Origin of the sequence: Paenibacillus sp. Lou8.1 (assembly GCF_024213565.1) — a bacterium.
GTDB lineage: Bacteria > Bacillota > Bacilli > Paenibacillales > Paenibacillaceae > Paenibacillus > Paenibacillus polymyxa_B.
In genome coordinates this window covers 140,173-157,426 of record NZ_JANAVN010000007.1, presented here as the reverse complement: position 1 = coordinate 157,426, position 17,254 = coordinate 140,173, and the positions used below count along the sequence as shown (strand labels likewise).

The window sequence follows — 17,254 nt, the reverse complement described above, 5'->3', positions numbered from 1 at the left end:
TAACTCATGACTGATATAGAGTCAAACCTGCAAGCGGGAGGAGTTATTAAGGTAAATGGACAAATTGCAATTGGATGTTAATCAAATTCAGGAGATTATCCCACATCGAGCGCCATTTTTATTGGTGGATCGTATTATTGAGCTGGAGGAAGGGAAAAGAGCAGTAGGCATTAAAAATGTAACGATGAATGAGCCTCATTTCATTGGACATTTTCCGGGGTATCCTGTTATGCCTGGTGTGTTGATCACCGAAGCACTGGCTCAAGTTGGGGCTGTTGCATTACTGCATCTAGAGAGCAATCGTGGCAAAATCGGGTTCTTGGCAGGGTTGGATGGTTTCCGTTTCCGTGGGCAGGTGGTTCCTGGGGATACGCTGACGCTTGAAGTGGAAATCACTCGTTCCAAAGGCGCATTTGGCAAAGGGAAAGCTACGGCTAAAGTAGGCGATACGGTAGTAGCTGAGGGCGAAATTATGTTTGCTTTATCTGACCCTCCCCAATAAATAAAGCTCTGCCGACATAAGCACGACGTCTGAACCGAGTGCATGTGTACATAGAAATCCTGTTTTGACAACCCAAAAATGGAGAGGGGAAATTCCGTATGACGCAGTTGAGTAAAAAAGCACTAGAAGGCATTGAGAGCTGGCTGCAAGACCCTTATATTGATGAAGAGACCAAACAGGAGTTGCGCGCATTGGAAGGCAACGAGCAGGAACTGGAGGATCGCTTTTACAAAGAGCTGGAATTTGGTACAGGCGGTCTGCGTGGAGTGATCGGGGCAGGAAGTAACCGGATGAACCGTTACGTCATTGGACGTGCGACTCAAGGGCTGGCTCGCTATATTTTAGAACAGCATGCTGGTAAAGAAGGCAAGCCTTCGGTTGTCATTGCACATGATTCGCGTCATTTTTCACCAGAATTTGCTCTGGATGCAGCTTTGGTGCTGGCGGGCAATGGTATCGTAGCTAAGTTGTTCCCTTCCTTGCGTCCAACGCCACAGCTTTCGTTTAGTGTACGTCATTTGGGAGCCAGTGGAGGGATTGTTGTGACAGCGAGTCACAATCCTCCTGAGTATAATGGATACAAGGTATACAACGATGAAGGGGGTCAGCTTGTTCCAGATCAGGCTGAACAGGTAATTGGTTATATCCGCGAGGTTCCTTCGTTTGCCGACATTCGCAGTCTGACACGTGAGGAAGCAGAGGCACAGGGATTGTTGGTTTGGCTTGGAGAAGAGGAAGATGAAGCGTTTGTAGATACGGTAGCCAGTGTGAGTGTGAACCGTGAGCTGATTGCAGCCGGACCAGGCAAAAACTTCAAAGTTGTGTTTACACCTCTCCATGGAACTGGAAATGTACCGGTTCGCCGTGTGCTGGAGAAAATCGGTTTTGAACAGGTGCATATTGTGCCTGAGCAAGAGTTGCCAGATGCTGAATTTTCGACTGTCAAGTCGCCAAACCCAGAAGAACGTGATGCGTTTAAGCTGGCGATTGCGCTGGGTGAGAACATTGGTGCAGATCTGTTGATCGGAACAGACCCTGATGCTGACCGTATGGGTGCAGTTGTGAAAAACCGTGATGGCGAATATGTGGTATTGTCCGGTAATCAGTCTGGCGCGATCATGGTTTACTACTTGTTGAATCAACTGAAAGAAACAGGCAAGCTTCCGAATAATGGGGCTGTTATCAAAACCATCGTAACCAGCGAAATGGGTGCAGTCATTGCCGAACATTTTGGAGCAACCGTGTTTAACACGCTAACTGGCTTCAAGTATATTGGCGAGAAAATGAACCAATTTGACCAAACTGGCGAGTACGCCTACCTGTTTGGCTATGAAGAGAGCTATGGTTATTTGGCAGGGAATTATGCTCGCGATAAGGATGCTGTCTTGGCGGCTATGCTGATCGCTGAAGCTGCTGCTTATTACAGCACACAAGGTAAGACGCTTTATGATGTTTTGCAAGAGCTGTACGAGCAGTTTGGCTACTTCCTTGAGAAGCTGGAGTCTCGTACCCTTAAGGGTAAGGATGGAGTGGCACAAATTCAGGGCAAAATGACCGATTGGCGTAGCAACGCGCCTCAAGAGATTGCAGGCGTGAAGGTAGACAAGGTACTGGACTACTCACAAGGTCTGGACGGACTTCCACAGGAAAATGTACTCAAATTCTTACTGGAGGACGGTTCGTGGTTTTGCCTGCGCCCTTCGGGCACAGAGCCGAAAATCAAAGTATACTTTGCGGTACGCGGTTCCTCGCTGGCAGACGCGGAGCAAAGAATCAGCCATCTGGTCGATGCTGTTATGGCTCGCGTAGACGCTTGAGAAAAATCCCTTTATAATAGAATAGGTTAAGGTAATTGGATAAGATATAGTAATCGGTGACCTCTCACGGCAAAGGGCAGTACGCCGTGGAGGTCATTTCTGTATTGCAGAATAACCTGGAAGAGGCTTTGGGAAAATAGGCTTATTCCGGCAACGGAGGATTTTGCAAAATTCAATGAGTGACCTACCAAAAGGCTGAGTATGGCGAGGTGGGCAGCATTGAATTTTGCAAAATCCCGAATATTAAGGAGGTTCTTTGGTGTATCAGAAATGGCAGTATTGGAATACGGCTTCTCGAAAATGGTTATGGGTTTTGGTGGCTGTCGGCTTGCTGGCTTCCATTCCAGTCATCGCCGATCGTGTGAAGACAGAATCCTCGAGTAAAAAAGTAGAGATTGTATTCGATTATCGGGATTTGACAGAGGCAGCCTCGTATCAGGCTCACCCGCAGGACTATCTGAATGAGCAACTTGACCGCTTACAGCAAGCGGGTGTGAACAGCATGGCGATGTATGAAAGTACGTTGGATGATTTCCGTAAAGCGGGTCGCGTCGTAACCTATACGACTCAGAACGTTGCCGATATGGAAAAACGGCTTTCACCTGCAAATGAGAATTTTACGTATATTGTTTTCGCTGATAAAGAAAATGCCGAGGCATTAAAGCCGTTAATTTTACGTACGTTTACAAGCCTGGACATCAATGTAAAACCTTGGACTTATCAGGGACAGGAAGGGTTAGTTGTGGAAACATCTCCAGAGGATGCGTATCTCAAGCCCATGCAGCCTGACCCGATTGCGATGAAGCAGCTTCGGAGCAAAGGATTTTTTATTGTTCCACGGATGAGCGACAGTCTTCCTTACAACCAGGAGTTGACGGAAGAGATGCTTGCTTCCTTTCAGCAAAATGGTGTAAAACGCATTTTGTTTGAAGGTGATTCAGTCAAAGGCTTCACCGATAACGAGAAAGAGCATAGCTTAGCGGCATTTGCTAAATTGCTGAACAAATACGATATTGGCCTAGCTGCTATCGAAAACTTAAAAAAACCGCAAGCAGGCTTCAATAAGCTCGCTTACGATATCCACTATAACGTTGTGCGTTTATACTCATTGAGCGATAAAGATTCAACGCTCGATGTTGAAACGTTGGCCGATCGTTTTGCATTGGCCACCAAGGACCGTAATATTCGCATGTTGTATCTGAATACCGCGCCTAGCCGTAGTATTGCTGAAGCCAAGGTGAAGGATTCGGTAGATAACCTAATCCACAGCTTGGACAAGCCGGGTAACGCTGTACAACGGATGGAGAAAAAGGGGTTTGAACTCGGACAGGCTGAACCGTTCCAAGTCGTGGATTCGTCCATTCAGCGCTATCTGAAAATGATTGTCTTACTAGGTGCACTGGCATTCTTCTCCATTATGATGTCCTATTTCGTCCCGGCATTGACTTTGCTGGCATTTGCACTTGGCTTGGTAGGTTCAGCAGGACTTTATGTTTTGAACTCTAGCTTGATGGAGCAAGGCCTGGCCCTACTCGCAGCGATTAGCGGACCTACGGTTGCAATGATCATCGCTGTGCGTACGATTAGAATTAAACGTGAACAGGGTGCTGAACTTTCTGTAGGTCAGCGTTTGATTCAAACGTTTATACTGTACGTGCAGACGGCGATTTTGTCGCTGGCTGCGGTGCCTTTCGTTATTGCGCTGTTGAACAGTATTGCCTACAGCCTTGTGCTGAATCAATTTAGAGGTGTAAGCTTGCTTCACATTCTGCCGATCTTCTTGGCAGCGATATATATTTTCTTTTATCGTGGCGTTTCTATACGGGAGGAAATTTCCAAGCTGCTACGTACGCCGATTACTGTATTGTGGGTTATCGCACTGGCTGTTATCGCAGCCGCAGGTTATTACTATTTGACTCGTACCGGAAATGCGGGTACGGTGTCGAACACGGAGTTGGTCTTCCGGAACTTCCTTGAAAATGCGTTTGGTGTACGTCCGCGCAATAAGGAATTTTTGATGGCTCACCCACTGTTTATTGCAGGGGCATTCCTGGCTTTGAAATATCGCAAAGCAATCTATTTGCTGATTATAGCTGCTATTGGTCAAGCCTCTATGGTGGATACCTTTGCTCACATTCACTCTCCAGCGGCATTGTCGCTTAGTCGCGGGCTGTTAGGATTGGGCTTGGGCCTGGTGCTGGGAATCATCGCAATTGTCGTGTGGCAAGTGCTGGAAGGGTGTTGGAAGAAATGGTCACCACAGCTCAAACGATAATCATCTCGGGTTATTACGGCTTTAACAATAGTGGAGATGAGGCGGTGCTTAAGTCGATTTTGACAGCTTTAGAGGAGGAGAGTCGTCAGGCGGGGATTACAATCAAGCCTGTTGTTCTGTCTTCTGACCCCGCTTGGACACAGAAAATGTACGGAGTAGAAGCTGTACCACGGATGAGTCTGGGGGAAGTTCGTAGAGCGATTAAAAACAGCGATGGGCTAATAAGTGGCGGCGGGAGTTTGCTCCAGGATGCAACAAGCCCTAAAAGTATTCCGTATTATCTGGCGATTCTGAAACTGGCCCAATGGGCTGGAAAACCGACGTTTGTATATGCTCAGGGCATTGGTCCGGTACAACGGAAGATATTTTATCCTATGATCCGTTCTGTGTTTCAGCGCTGTGAATATGTTTCTGTAAGAGATGAGCAGTCTGCCGCACTACTGGGTACTATGAAACTAAAGAACCCGGTTGTCGAAGTTGTTCCTGATCCGGTAATGGGGCTTCCATTGCCCTCGGGTTCCGAGCTGCATAAAGCACCAACTGAAACGGATAAGGATAAACTTCCGATCGTTGGTGTATCTGTACGTTACTGGGATAAGGAGCGTCGCGATTTAACGGCTATTGCGGACGGCTTGAAAAAATTAGCTGCTGAGCGCCGTGTACACTTACGCTTTTTACCTTTCCATCTGCCTGATGACGAGCAGGCTTCAAGGATGGTAATGGATTTGTTGGGGGATATTAGGGGGACAGGAAGCCTTGTCAGCATGTGCGATCAAGTCACCGATCCTCAACAGATGCTTTTGGAAGTCAGTCGTTGCAGTTTGATGATCGGGATGCGATTACACAGCTTGATCTATGCAGCATCCCACCAGGTGCCTCCGTTGGGGATATCCTACGATCCCAAAATTGATCATTTCCTCAGCCGTGTCGGTAGCCAGCCTGTAGGCACTACAGAGGCACTGGATGGACAAAAGCTGGCTAATGAGTCTATGCGGTTGCTGGATCAGCGAAGTCAATGGATCGAGAGCCAGGGAGCGGCCATTGCTTTGTTAAAAAGTGAGGCTCGCTTACCGGCACAGCATATCGTTAATTACTTGTGTCGCAAAGGATGATGGATACAGTGACAGTTGATAAGGTTACGAATGTGCCTACCGTCCCGATTTTCGGTGTTCCGGTATCAAGGCTTAATATGAAAGATACATTAAATGTATTAATTCAAGCAGTGGAGTCTCGCCGGCCCCATCAAGTGATCACTGCCAATCCGATTATGGTAATGGCTGCATTGGAAGATCCAGTGTACATGGACGTGATGAAACAGGCAGAGTTGATTGTTCCAGATGGGACTGGCGTGGTCTGGGCTGCAAACTATGTAGGACATCCTGTACCTGAGCGGGTAGCGGGCTTTGACTTGTTACATGAATTACTTGCAGCTGGAGAAAACTATCATTGGAAGGTTTATTTACTGGGATCAACATCTGAGGTGATTCAAGCGACCGCAAAGCGGGTACATGAGCTTTATCCCCGGATTACGGTTTGTGGCAAGCGTGATGGCTTTTTTGGACCTAAAGAGGATGAAGCGGTGATTGCAGCCATTCGTGAAGCAAATCCCGATTTGTTGTTTGTAGCACGTGGAGCGGACACACAGGAACCCTGGATTGGTAAATATAAGGAACAACTGGGTGTACCGGTGATGATGGGGGTTGGCGGTAGCTTCGATGTTATATCAGGCAGAACCAAACGCGCACCTAAATTGTTCCAAAAGCTACGGGCTGAATGGTTATATAGACTCCTCAAAGAGCCAAGCCGATACAAAAGAATGCTTGCGCTGCCGAAATTCGCCGCGAAAGTGATGCGCGAAAAAGAAAACGTCACAAAAGTGTGATAAATAGCTTGAATCTGCCTTCAAAACCCGCTAATTTGCCAGAATATGAAGCTTGGTATTTATTTTTGATCAGAGTATAATTCAATGCGGTTACATCTGAAAAGGGATTGCTTTAAAATTGGGGGTCGAATGATCAAATGTTATTGATCTATATTATTGGGTTCATCATGGCACTGGGACTTGCGCTGTTACTGACACCGCTCGTCAAGAAATTCGCTGTGAAGGTTGGAGCCGTCGATGTACCGAATGCCCGAAAAGTACATACCCGAATTATGCCGCGTCTTGGCGGACTGGGGATTTTCTTGGCATTTCTGTTGTCCTTATTGGCGGTGTTACCTTTTGTGCCTGACGGAATGCTGTCCTCTCGGGATATTAACTTTATCGCAGCCTTTCTGATTGGCGGTACGCTGATTACACTGATTGGTGCTCTCGATGATCGTTTTGATCTCAATGCAAAATTGAAATTTTTGGCTCAAATTGCCGTTGCGTGTATGGTCGTGTTTGCTTTTGATATTCGTGTAGATTTTGTAAATGTACCTTTTCAGGATGCATACTCATCTTTGGAAAGCTGGATTTCCATTCCGCTTACGATTTTCTGGATCGTAGGTGTGACGAATGCCATTAATTTGATTGACGGTCTGGATGGACTGGCTGCAGGTGTCTCAGGAATTGCGATTGGGACTATCTTTGTGATGTCGGTACTGATGGGCAATTACATGGTAGCTATGCTTTGTCTTGTGCTGCTGGGCAGTATTATCGGATTCTTATTTTTTAACTTTCATCCTGCGAAAATATTCATGGGTGATACAGGGTCATTATTTTTAGGTTTCTGTCTGGCCATGCTATCCATGCTTGGTTTTAAGCAAATTGCTATCGTATCTTTTATTACGCCATTGATTATTATCGGTGTACCTTTGTCAGATACATTCTTTGCTATCATTCGTCGAAAGTTGCAGAAAAAACCGATTTTCTCTCCGGATAAAGGTCATTTGCATCACTGCTTACGCGAACTAGGTTTCAGTCACAGACAGACGGTGTTGATTATCTACGGTATTGCTGCGTTTTTCGGTGTATTGGCCGTGATTCAATCGTCTGCTGCGCTTAATGAAGCGAACTGGGTCACCTTTGTCGTGATTTGTATTATGATGTTCTTCCTACAGATTGGTGCAGAGGTTATTGGTCTTGTTGGCAAAACCAAACGCCCAGTTATTAACACACTGATTCGGTTGCTGGCTAAGCCAGATTCCCAAACGCGTTCGAAATTATAATTTTAATTTAAAAGTAAGCCTTCAAGCTTGGCGGTATACCGCGGGTTTGAAGGCTTTTTTGATGTTTTCTGTAAAAAAACTCCCTCCTTTTTTGAGAATTTACTAATTTTTTGTATGTTTACTACCGATAAAAAAAGTATTGAATGATTACGTACCCCAAGGTGCGACAGAATCAAAGGAGGACAATGATTTGAAACGATTGCTATCCATGTTGCTGACGGTTGGTCTCATCATTGGCTTGGTGCCGGCGGCCCTGGTAGGTACGGCTCATGCTGCGACGGGAACTTATTTTATTTTTCCAAGTGAAAAATATGATGTGGATTCGGCTAGAATGGTAAACACTGACCGAGTTACAGTTAACGGTACGATTAACGGAGTGAACGGAAGTACTATATCTTATAGTGTATTCCAACTCTCTAAAAATGGAACAAACCTTAACGTGGTTAACAAGAACGAGAGTCAAAAAGGCGGAATTACAGTCAGTGGCTCTACGCTTAAAGTTACAGACATTAAACTGTTTCCTGGTTTGAACCGGATTACATTTCAAAGTAGCCAAAATTCGGCTGATATGAAGGACTCCATTTACATTGAGTATCAGGATGGGCCTAAGCTTTATGATCTATCTGCTACGTTGAATGGTGAAACCGAGCAGTTGCTTGAGAATCAGACAGCGGTGCTGACAGACGCACGCAATAGCGGTACGGATGATGTGAAAGTAGTCATTCAAGGTACGGCTCCTAATGCTGACAGTGTAACGCTCACGTCTGCAAAAAGCAGTAATACGTATACAGTTAACTCTTACACTGGCTATAAACTAACGGGTAGTGTTGTACTGAGTCCGGGTAAAAATATAGTGACCATTAAAGTGAATAACGGAACTCAGGCTCTTACAGTTACACGTGAAATTACGATTTATACGGGTAAACCGGAATTTTCTGATTTGACCCTGAATAAGGATGGGAATGTTTCTGCTGATTTGACCACTTCGCCTGACTTTACCGTATCGTCTACAAGTGGTGTGGTTTTAAAAGGTAATGTTTTGGTGCCAGGCGGTGCAACTGATCCAGGAGTGGCCACAATCAATGCACGTTTTACCGATGTGAGTAACAATGGTAGTGCTGTGGGTAGTGCGACTGGGGTTGATGCCACAATTGATACTGCAAATGTAGTTACATCAAATGGTTATAAAGTATATCCATTTCAGGTGACTGTACCTTCGGAAGCTGTACTTGATCACTTGACCAGAGCATCCCTGGGCATAACTTATACGGATAGCAGTACACCACCGGCTCCATCGGCTGTCCAATTTACATTGCGCAGCAGCACTCAGCCGTATATTGATGATGTTAACTATCTTCCTGATTTTAATACTCAATTGTTGAACAGAACTAAAGGAAGTGGGTCTGATCAGGCAGCTGCCCTAGATGAAGCTATGAAATTAACAGGTAGCTCTATGAAGAACAAGACTACAGATGCTGCATCTGTACCTGTAGGTATGGAGTTTATCGTTGTTAATGGTGCACCTACTTCGATTAGTGAGCTTTCCGGAGTAACGGTTCATACTGTAGGGTCGCAAGATGTAATTCGGACAATCAATGGTAAGTCAACACAAGTGAAGAAAATCGTTGCTTATGTAGACACTTTGCCTAAAGAAGGACAAAACGTACTGAATTTTTACCTGAATGGCGACTCGACCAAATTAATTAAAGCAACGGTGAATCTGTTACAGGGTCCGTTCATGAAATACGATACGATTTATGATGGGCAACAAATTCCGTTGAATACATCCAGCTCAAACTTGAATACCTATAAATTGACTCAACTGGGCAACTTTAAAGGTAAATTGCTTGATGTGAGCAATGCAGCAGATATTCATTACACTGGAAGTAACCGAAATGTATTCCTGTATATTAATAATGTATTGGTTGATTTGGATGGTTCAGGAGCGGACTTCAAGCTTGCTGCTTCCTCGGACACAGCCGCAGCCAATGCCTTGGCGAACGGGAATAATGAAATCAAGTTTGTATACAAGCCAGGTATTGAGTACAGCAATACGGTAAAAGTAAACTTTACACAGACGAATATTCCAGTGATCCCTGTTCCCAACACACAAGGAATCATCCCTTTTACACCAGTTAGCGGCTTGAGCAATACGCCGAAATATAGCGAAATTGCTCCGAAATCAAAAGATGCTAATTTCACCAAAGTGGATGACACCAACTACAATACATCTCTGAAAAATATCAATGTATTTGGTACTTTCAGTATTGCTGATTTGGGTAAAGCAGATCAGGTAAATGGTTCGTTAAGTGATATTGCTAATAAAGATCAATATATTTTGGAGATTAAGGGATCGGATGATAGTGAAGTCAACTGGACGTTGAGTAACGAGTTTTTCTCAGCAGAAGATGCTAAGACAACATACAATTCCGGTTCTACTACAGATAAATTTACTAATAAAGATTTAAAAGACCTGCTTGTGTACTACCATCCGGACAAAAAGTATTTCAGCTTTGTGTTGAAAAACCAAACTATTTCGCAAGATGGAACACCAGTAGCTTATAACATTACCTTGTACAATAGCGGCAAGGGCGGACCATTTGCTACTTTCCGACTGCAAGTATCCGGTCAGTCCACATCTTTTGATATTTTGCGTCCACTCCCTGAAAAGAGAATCGTGAATCAAAACTTTGTGCAAGTTGTTGTAAATGCAGGTAATGCAGATAGTGTTACGGTAGGTAAAGAAACAGCAGTTCAAGAGGGTTTCGACTCTGATTATGATGGCACCATTGATTATCCATCAACTTACAAAGCCATCGTTACAGGTCTAAAAGCCAACAAAGATAATAAAATTGATGTAGTGGTTACTGTAGGCAAAGAAAAACTGAAACAGACCATTACTGTTAAATATGTGCCTACTAATATCCCTGGCGAGCAGTACATGGAAGCAATGAAAACATCGCACAAAGTGTTCGATGGTAATCTTACACTTGCTTTTGCAAAGGGAACGAGTCTGATTCGTCGGGACTACGATCAACCGCAACAGTTCAAAAACCAGGTTTTCTCTGGTCACAATTTGTACTTTGCAATAGCAAATAGCGAAGATGGTGTGGTTGACCGTCATGAATTTGAAACTGAAAAAGCATTGTCCGATATGCAGAGCTTGATTGCAGATGGAAGTAGATACTTCAACAGAGATTTTCCGGCCCGCTTTAATATGTCGAGTCCGGTATTCTGGATTGATCCAGGTACAGCAGATGACATTAAAACGGATGATTACGATCCGGTAACTTATGGTGCTGATCCTTATCAATTGGCTAACAAGTCGCAAAATGACAGTAGCAAGATCAAAAACTTCTACTGGCGCGACCCATCTAACGAGTTAGTACCATCCAAGCGTGCTACATTGACGCTGACGTATGATAGCAGTATTGCTCAGGATGCAGGGAAACAAATGACAGTGTTCTATTTCGATTCTGATCTTAAAGATTGGCAGAACATTGGTGGTGTGGTGGATCCGAAAAAACATACCATTAAGGTACCGTTTGATCGTTTTGGCTACTATGTAGTTGCTAAGGTTGGAGAAACGTATAGTGATGTCATTAAGCACAAATACGCTAGAGATTACATTGAGGCTATCTTGGCCAAAGGTGTCATGAACCCAATGGATCCAATTAATAGCTTTGGACCTGACAGCTACATTAAAAGAGGCGAATTCACGTCTATGATTGTCAAAGGTCTGCAAATTCCGCTTAATTTCAGTGGAGCGAAGCATTTCGACGACGTGTCTATTCCAAATACGATATCAGCAGATGCTCTATACGATTATCGTTATATTGAAACAGCTGCGCGTGCCGGTATTGTCAAAGGTTCACAACCAAGAATCTTTATGCCGGAAGATGTAATCACGCGTCAAGATGCAGCAGTCATTATTGCCAAGGCATTGAATTTGAAGCTGGAAACAGATCATGACAAGATCATGAAGAACCTGTCTAAGACCTTTAAAGATGCGGACAAGATTGATTACTATGCGCAAGCATCTATATTGGCTATCGCCAAGAAAGGCTTTATCACAGGGTCACCTGTGGATGCAAGTGATCTGAAAAAAGGATATATGTTTAATCCTACTTCCTTGACCTTGCGCGGAGATGCAGCGATTATTGTAGCTAAAGTTATGGCTGATAAAAAACTGCTTCCTAAAATCTAATCAACAAAACACCTGAATTTATTAAACATCCCTCCATGCGAAATGGTAATTCCCTTTCATATACATGAGAGGGATGTTTTTTATAAATCAGCTATTTGACTGGGATTAAGGGCCTATGCCATAATATCAATGAGATGAAAACATTGGCTAAGCATTACAACGTTTTTTATTTTCGATTCACATTAAACGTATGTAATTAACTGTTTTTTTTAAGTGTTTATCTCAAAATGTGTTTATTATTTTTTTATATGTTTTTTTTGCACATTTATCTGAAACTTTACGCCTATTTCATCGTAGTAGAGGATGTGTGTGCTTAAATATTACATAGAGAAGTGAGTGGGGAGTGATGAGATGTCTCAGTTTTCAATACGCCGTCCTGTAACAGTATTTATGTTAATTGTTGCTTTGTTAATCGGGGGCGGTATTTTTGCGTTAAGGCTTCCTGTCGAGTATATGCCGGATATGAAGCTGCCTTACGCTGCAGTGGTGACTAGTATTCCAAATGCAACGCCTACTGAGGTTGAGGAATTGGTTACTAAACCTATTGAAAAGAGTCTGGCTTCTATTGAGAACGTGGATACAATCACGTCCGAGTCTTCAGAAGGATCATCTATGGTCATGATTCAATTTAACTGGGGAGTAGATATGAACCAGGCCACCCTCGACATGAGGGATAAAGTTGATACAATTAGAGGTTCTCTTCCAGATTCAGCAAATTCGCCGCGTGTCCTTAAAGTGGATCTCAATGCAACACCAGTTATTACCCTCGCTTTTACAGGAGACCAGGATATTAACAAGTTGAAGCCTATTGCTGAAGATATTATCGAGCCACGGCTTGAAAGAATTGCGGGAGTAGCCGGAGCCAACATGTCAGGCGGTCAAGAACGGCTCGTTAAGATCACAGTAGATCAGGCTAAGCTTCAAAGCTATGGCATTACGCTGGATCAAATCCGACAAGCGCTATCGGCTAATAATGTTGCTGGCTCTGCTGGTTCTGTATATCGTGGTAATACACAAATCCAACTTCGCGTTCAAGGTGAATATAAGGCTGTTTCAGAAATGGGCGAAACACCAATCCCTGCAGGCAAGGGAAGTGTGAAATTAAAAGATATCGCAACGGTTGAAGACTCCGTGGAGGAAGTCACCACCATTTCTACCTTTAATGGAAAGCCGAGTATTAATATATCTGTAACGAAAGCTACGGGAGGAAATACTCTTTCAATCGCCAATTCTGTGAAGGAAAGTTTAGAGTCGATACGGAAGGATCTGCCCCCGGGAACTCAACTGGAGATGGTAACTGATGCTTCCAAACCCATTAGCGATTCCGTACACTCACTAATAGAGCATGCTATATTGGGGCTTATTATTGCAGCCATTGTGTTGCTGTTATTTTTGAATAGTATACGTTCTACTATTATCGCTGCGATCGTTATCCCAATTTCTTTCGTAGCAACGTTTATGATGATGTATTTTACCGGACAAACCATTAATATTATTTCACTGAGTGGTTTGCTTCTGGGGTTAGGATCCTTTGTCGACTTTGCCGTTGTTATTATTGAGAACATTTTTAGACAGCGACATGAAGGGAAAAGTATGCTACAAGGGGCTATTGATGGTTCCAAGCAAGTGGGCAATGCGGTTATGGCATCTGCACTTGCACAGATTGTAGTATTTTTACCAGTTGTTTTTGTTGACGGAATTGCAGGAGTTATGTTTAAACCGTTGGCATTAACAGTTATCTTTTCTCATATAGCAGCCTTGCTGGTATCCCTTATGATTGTGCCAATGCTCGGCTCACGTTGGATGCCTACAGTACCGGATGAATCCATATATTCTTCAGGTACTTATAAAGGTATTAACCCTATTGTGTGGTTTAATATCGGATTTGAAAAATTTAAGGGTGGCTATCGACGTGTACTGAAGTGGGGCATTAATCATAGAAAATCTGTTTTAATCATTACGTTATTAATGTTTGTGGCAGCTGGTGCTCTGATTCCTATGGTTAAGGCTGAATTTATTCCAGAATCTGACACTGGGGAATTCTCAGTTACAGTGAAACTTCCTAACGGAACAATTCTGGAGGAAACTGAAAGAGTTGTTCAAGGTATAGAAAAAGAAATTCTGAAAGTACCTGATCTGGACAAAATGACAGTGACTGTTGGTTCTGGTGGTCTTTCTGGGTATTCAGGGGCGGCTCCATCCAATTCAGCAGAACTAAGTGTAACGCTGAAGGATGGGCATCAGCCAACAGATACTGTAGTTGAGGGCCTTCGCAAAAAATTCGATAGCATTCCGGATGCAGAGATTACATTGGCGTCTGCAACGGGTCTTTCGAGTGGAAAGGCTGTTAACATTAATCTGAAAGGCGACGATATGGACGTCCTGCGAGAGCTCTCGGACAATCTCGTTGCTGGTGTAAAGAACATACCGGGAACGGTCAATGTAAAAAGTTCTTTGAATGCGGTTCGAGAAGAATATGAGATTACCGTTAATCGAGAACTTGCTAGTCAATATGGTTTATCTGCAACCCAAGTTCTATCTGCTGTGAACACTTCCTTTAATGGATCTGTTGCAACAAGCTATCGCACAGGCGATGATCAAATCGACGTTAAAATATCTTTGCCAGAGCAGGATCGCCATGACTGGTCCTATTTGAATGCATTACGTATCACCACTTCACAAGGGATTGATGTACCTTTATCTTCAGTAGCAAGTATTGATAAACGTGCTGTACCGGATAGTGTCACTCGTGAAGATCAGACGCGTCAAGTACAGATTACTGCTGACATTGATGGATCAGGGGACATTCTAACCGTCAATCAAAAAATAGAAGCTCTTCTTAAAAATACCCACTTCCCAGAAGGCTATAGTGCAGATACGGGTGGCGGGGCAAATGAGCAAATGTTGGAGTCTTTTATGAACTTGGCGATAGCTATTCTGCTATCTGTAGTTCTGATTTATATGGTTATGGCAGGACAGTTTGAATCGTTGCTTACCCCGTTTGTTATTATGTTTTCGATTCCACCTACGTTAATTGGTGTTCTTATCGGTTTAGTGGTAACGGGAGCGAGCCTAAGTGTTTCAGCTTTTACCGGTTACATCATGCTCGTTGGTTTGGTCGTCAACAATGCTATTGTTATGATTGATTTCATTATTCAGCTTCGAAAAGAAGGTGAAGATCGAGATGAAGCTATTATTCATGGAGCGTCTGAGCGGTTGCGTCCGATTTTGATGACCACGCTGGCTACTGTACTAGCTTTGCTCCCAATGGCATTCGCTACAGGAGAGGGTAACGAAACACAAGCGCCGATGGCTGTTGTTGTTGTATTCGGGTTATCCTTCGCAGCTGTTATTACATTGATTCTTATTCCGGTAGTCTACGTCATCATGGATAATATGATACAAAAACGTAAGAATCGGAAATTAAAAAGACAAGCGAAGAGAGAATTAAAAAAAGAAGCGAAACTACAAAAAAGTGTTCATATATAAGGTGAGGTGGAGAAACATAATGAATAAAAAAAGTGCTCTGATTGCTACAACTTTGCTTTTATCAGTTGCATTAGCGGGTTGCGGTGGGGGCGAGGCCCCTGCTGCACCAGCTTCAGTGCAGAAGGCAATCCCAGTTCAAGTGGCAAAAGTGACTAAAGGTAGCATTAAGGATTCAACAGGGATTATTGGAAGCTTTACTCCCAAAGAGACAGCTCAGGTATCTCCAAAAATTAGTGGTAAGATTCAAAATATTAACCTTACAGTGGGGCAAAAGGTAAGCAAAGGCGACACATTGTTTACTATAGACCAAAAGGATATCCAGGACTCGATTAAGCAATCTCAGGAATCGTACCAGGTTGCCCTGGCCAATTTAAAGCAGGCAGAGTCAGGTGCAGCGCAATCGGTGCAGCAGGCAGAATCCAGCGTGGATCAAGCCAAAAGTGCGCTTGTCCAGCAAGACAACACCATCACTCAAGCTCAGACCAGTCTGATAGATGCTCAGAGTTCCGTGCGTGATGCCCAAAATACGCTCAATCGCAACCAACAGCTGTTTAGTGCGGGTGCTCTTTCTCAATCCGAGTTAGAGCAGTCTCAAATAGCGCATAGAAGGGCTTTAACTGCGGTGGAGAATGCACAGATCACACTTCATAATGCACAAACGTCTAAGGAAAGTGCGCAAACAACATATAATAATGCTCAAAAATCATTACGTCTTGCCCAACAGAAAACGGGCATTGACGTAGCTCGTGCTTCTGTCAATCAGGCTAAGTCCAGTTTAGACACAGCTCGTAGTCAATTAGTGGATGCTGTAGTCAAAGCTCCAATTTCCGGCACGATATCGGTAGTAACAGGAACCCAGGGGCAAATGGTTAGTGCACAATCTGCGGTTGCTACAATAGCGAATACCAATCCTATTATTGCTAAAGTTAACGTTTCTGAATCTGAGCTTCTTAAGTTGCAGGTGGGTTCATCTGTGACTGTAGGTGTGGACTCCTTAGACAAGCGAATTGAGGCCAGAGTATCGGCCGTCAATCCGGTAATGGATAATGATCTCAAGGCATATCCTGTCGAGATTTCGGTTCCTAATGGTTCAGGTGAATTAAAATCAGGGATGGTTGTAACTGTATACATGAAATCAGAAGCTCCTAAAAATATTTTGGTATCGCAGGATGCCATTACGGAGCAGGCAGGGAAGAAGTATGCTTATGTAGTGGAGGGAACTGTTGCTAAGCGGGTAGAAGTGCAAACAGGCCAGGAAAGTGCCAAACAGGTTGAGGTAACCAAGGGGCTTGCTGAAGGACAAAATGTTGTCGTTAAGGGCGTTAGTCTGCTTACGGATGGCGCGAAGATTAATGTAGTGAAGTAATTTGTCTCGGTTATATATACCGTAAATCACTGTTTCTCCGTCATTCCTACTACTTAAAGTGTATTAGAGTATTAGATTTCAAGAGAATCTATAGACTTTATGTGCTTTATATATTCTATGGATAATTCTTAACGAATATACTCCATTAAAGACCGACTTAAATGTACGAAAATAATCCTTGTACATTTAAGGTGGAGAAGGTAAAAGTTGTAGGATGACGGAGGAACAGGTTCAATAGTATAATTATGACTGTGGAAAGCGGAATACATAATCAAAAAAATAAAAAAAATTTTTTTGAAACGGACGCAACTTTTTGAACCCATGCTACGTCTAATTGGGTGAGTATGAAACAAAGGGGTACAAAAGCGTAAAGACAAAATTCGCTAAAAAAAATCTTTACTGCATTGTTATCACATTGTATAATACTGGAGTACGTCATAAATGGACG

General features: G+C 43.5%; 9 protein-coding genes. All 9 read left to right on the top strand.

Going from position 1 to position 17,254, the window contains the following annotated elements; all coding sequences use genetic code 11:
• Nucleotides 1–55: 55 nt before the first annotated feature.
• The 9 genes from fabZ to NLX78_RS11925 all read left to right on the top strand — a co-directional run bounded on the left by fabZ (nucleotide 56) and on the right by NLX78_RS11925 (nucleotide 16,806).
• Nucleotides 56–502 (top strand): 3-hydroxyacyl-ACP dehydratase FabZ, encoded by a 447-nt coding sequence (gene fabZ / locus NLX78_RS11965; RefSeq protein WP_013312312.1) that lies wholly within the window; start codon nucleotides 56–58, stop codon nucleotides 500–502.
• Nucleotides 503–600: 98 nt separating this feature from the next.
• Nucleotides 601–2,319, top strand: coding sequence for a phospho-sugar mutase (locus NLX78_RS11960; RefSeq protein ID WP_254328253.1), 1,719 nt, complete (start codon nucleotides 601–603; stop codon nucleotides 2,317–2,319).
• A gap of 259 nt (nucleotides 2,320–2,578) precedes the next feature.
• Entirely contained in the window at nucleotides 2,579–4,594 is a 2,016-nt protein-coding gene (locus NLX78_RS11955; RefSeq protein ID WP_254350509.1) for a DUF5693 family protein, read from the top strand.
• Entirely contained in the window at nucleotides 4,570–5,706 is a 1,137-nt protein-coding gene (csaB, locus tag NLX78_RS11950) for a polysaccharide pyruvyl transferase CsaB (RefSeq protein ID WP_254350582.1), read from the top strand. The genes NLX78_RS11955 and csaB overlap by 25 nt, the downstream gene beginning before the upstream one ends.
• 8 nt (nucleotides 5,707–5,714) lie before the next feature.
• Entirely contained in the window at nucleotides 5,715–6,476 is a 762-nt protein-coding gene (locus NLX78_RS11945) for a WecB/TagA/CpsF family glycosyltransferase (RefSeq protein ID WP_165177723.1), read from the top strand.
• A gap of 137 nt (nucleotides 6,477–6,613) precedes the next feature.
• Nucleotides 6,614–7,744, top strand: a complete 1,131-nt coding sequence (locus tag NLX78_RS11940) for a glycosyltransferase family 4 protein (RefSeq protein ID WP_013312307.1) — start codon at nucleotides 6,614–6,616, stop codon at nucleotides 7,742–7,744.
• Between the two features lie 190 nt (nucleotides 7,745–7,934).
• Nucleotides 7,935–11,951 carry an S-layer homology domain-containing protein gene (locus tag NLX78_RS11935; protein ID WP_254350508.1) on the top strand — a complete coding sequence of 1,339 codons (4,017 nt, stop codon included), beginning with the start codon at nucleotides 7,935–7,937 and terminating at the stop codon, nucleotides 11,949–11,951.
• 351 nt (nucleotides 11,952–12,302) lie between these two features.
• Complete coding sequence (locus NLX78_RS11930) at nucleotides 12,303–15,440, top strand: efflux RND transporter permease subunit (RefSeq protein WP_254350581.1); 3,138 nt, start codon at nucleotides 12,303–12,305, stop codon at nucleotides 15,438–15,440.
• 19 nt (nucleotides 15,441–15,459) lie between these two features.
• A complete protein-coding gene (locus NLX78_RS11925; RefSeq protein ID WP_254350507.1) occupies nucleotides 15,460–16,806 on the top strand; it encodes an efflux RND transporter periplasmic adaptor subunit in 1,347 nt (448 codons plus the stop codon).
• Nucleotides 16,807–17,254 lie beyond the last annotated feature (448 nt).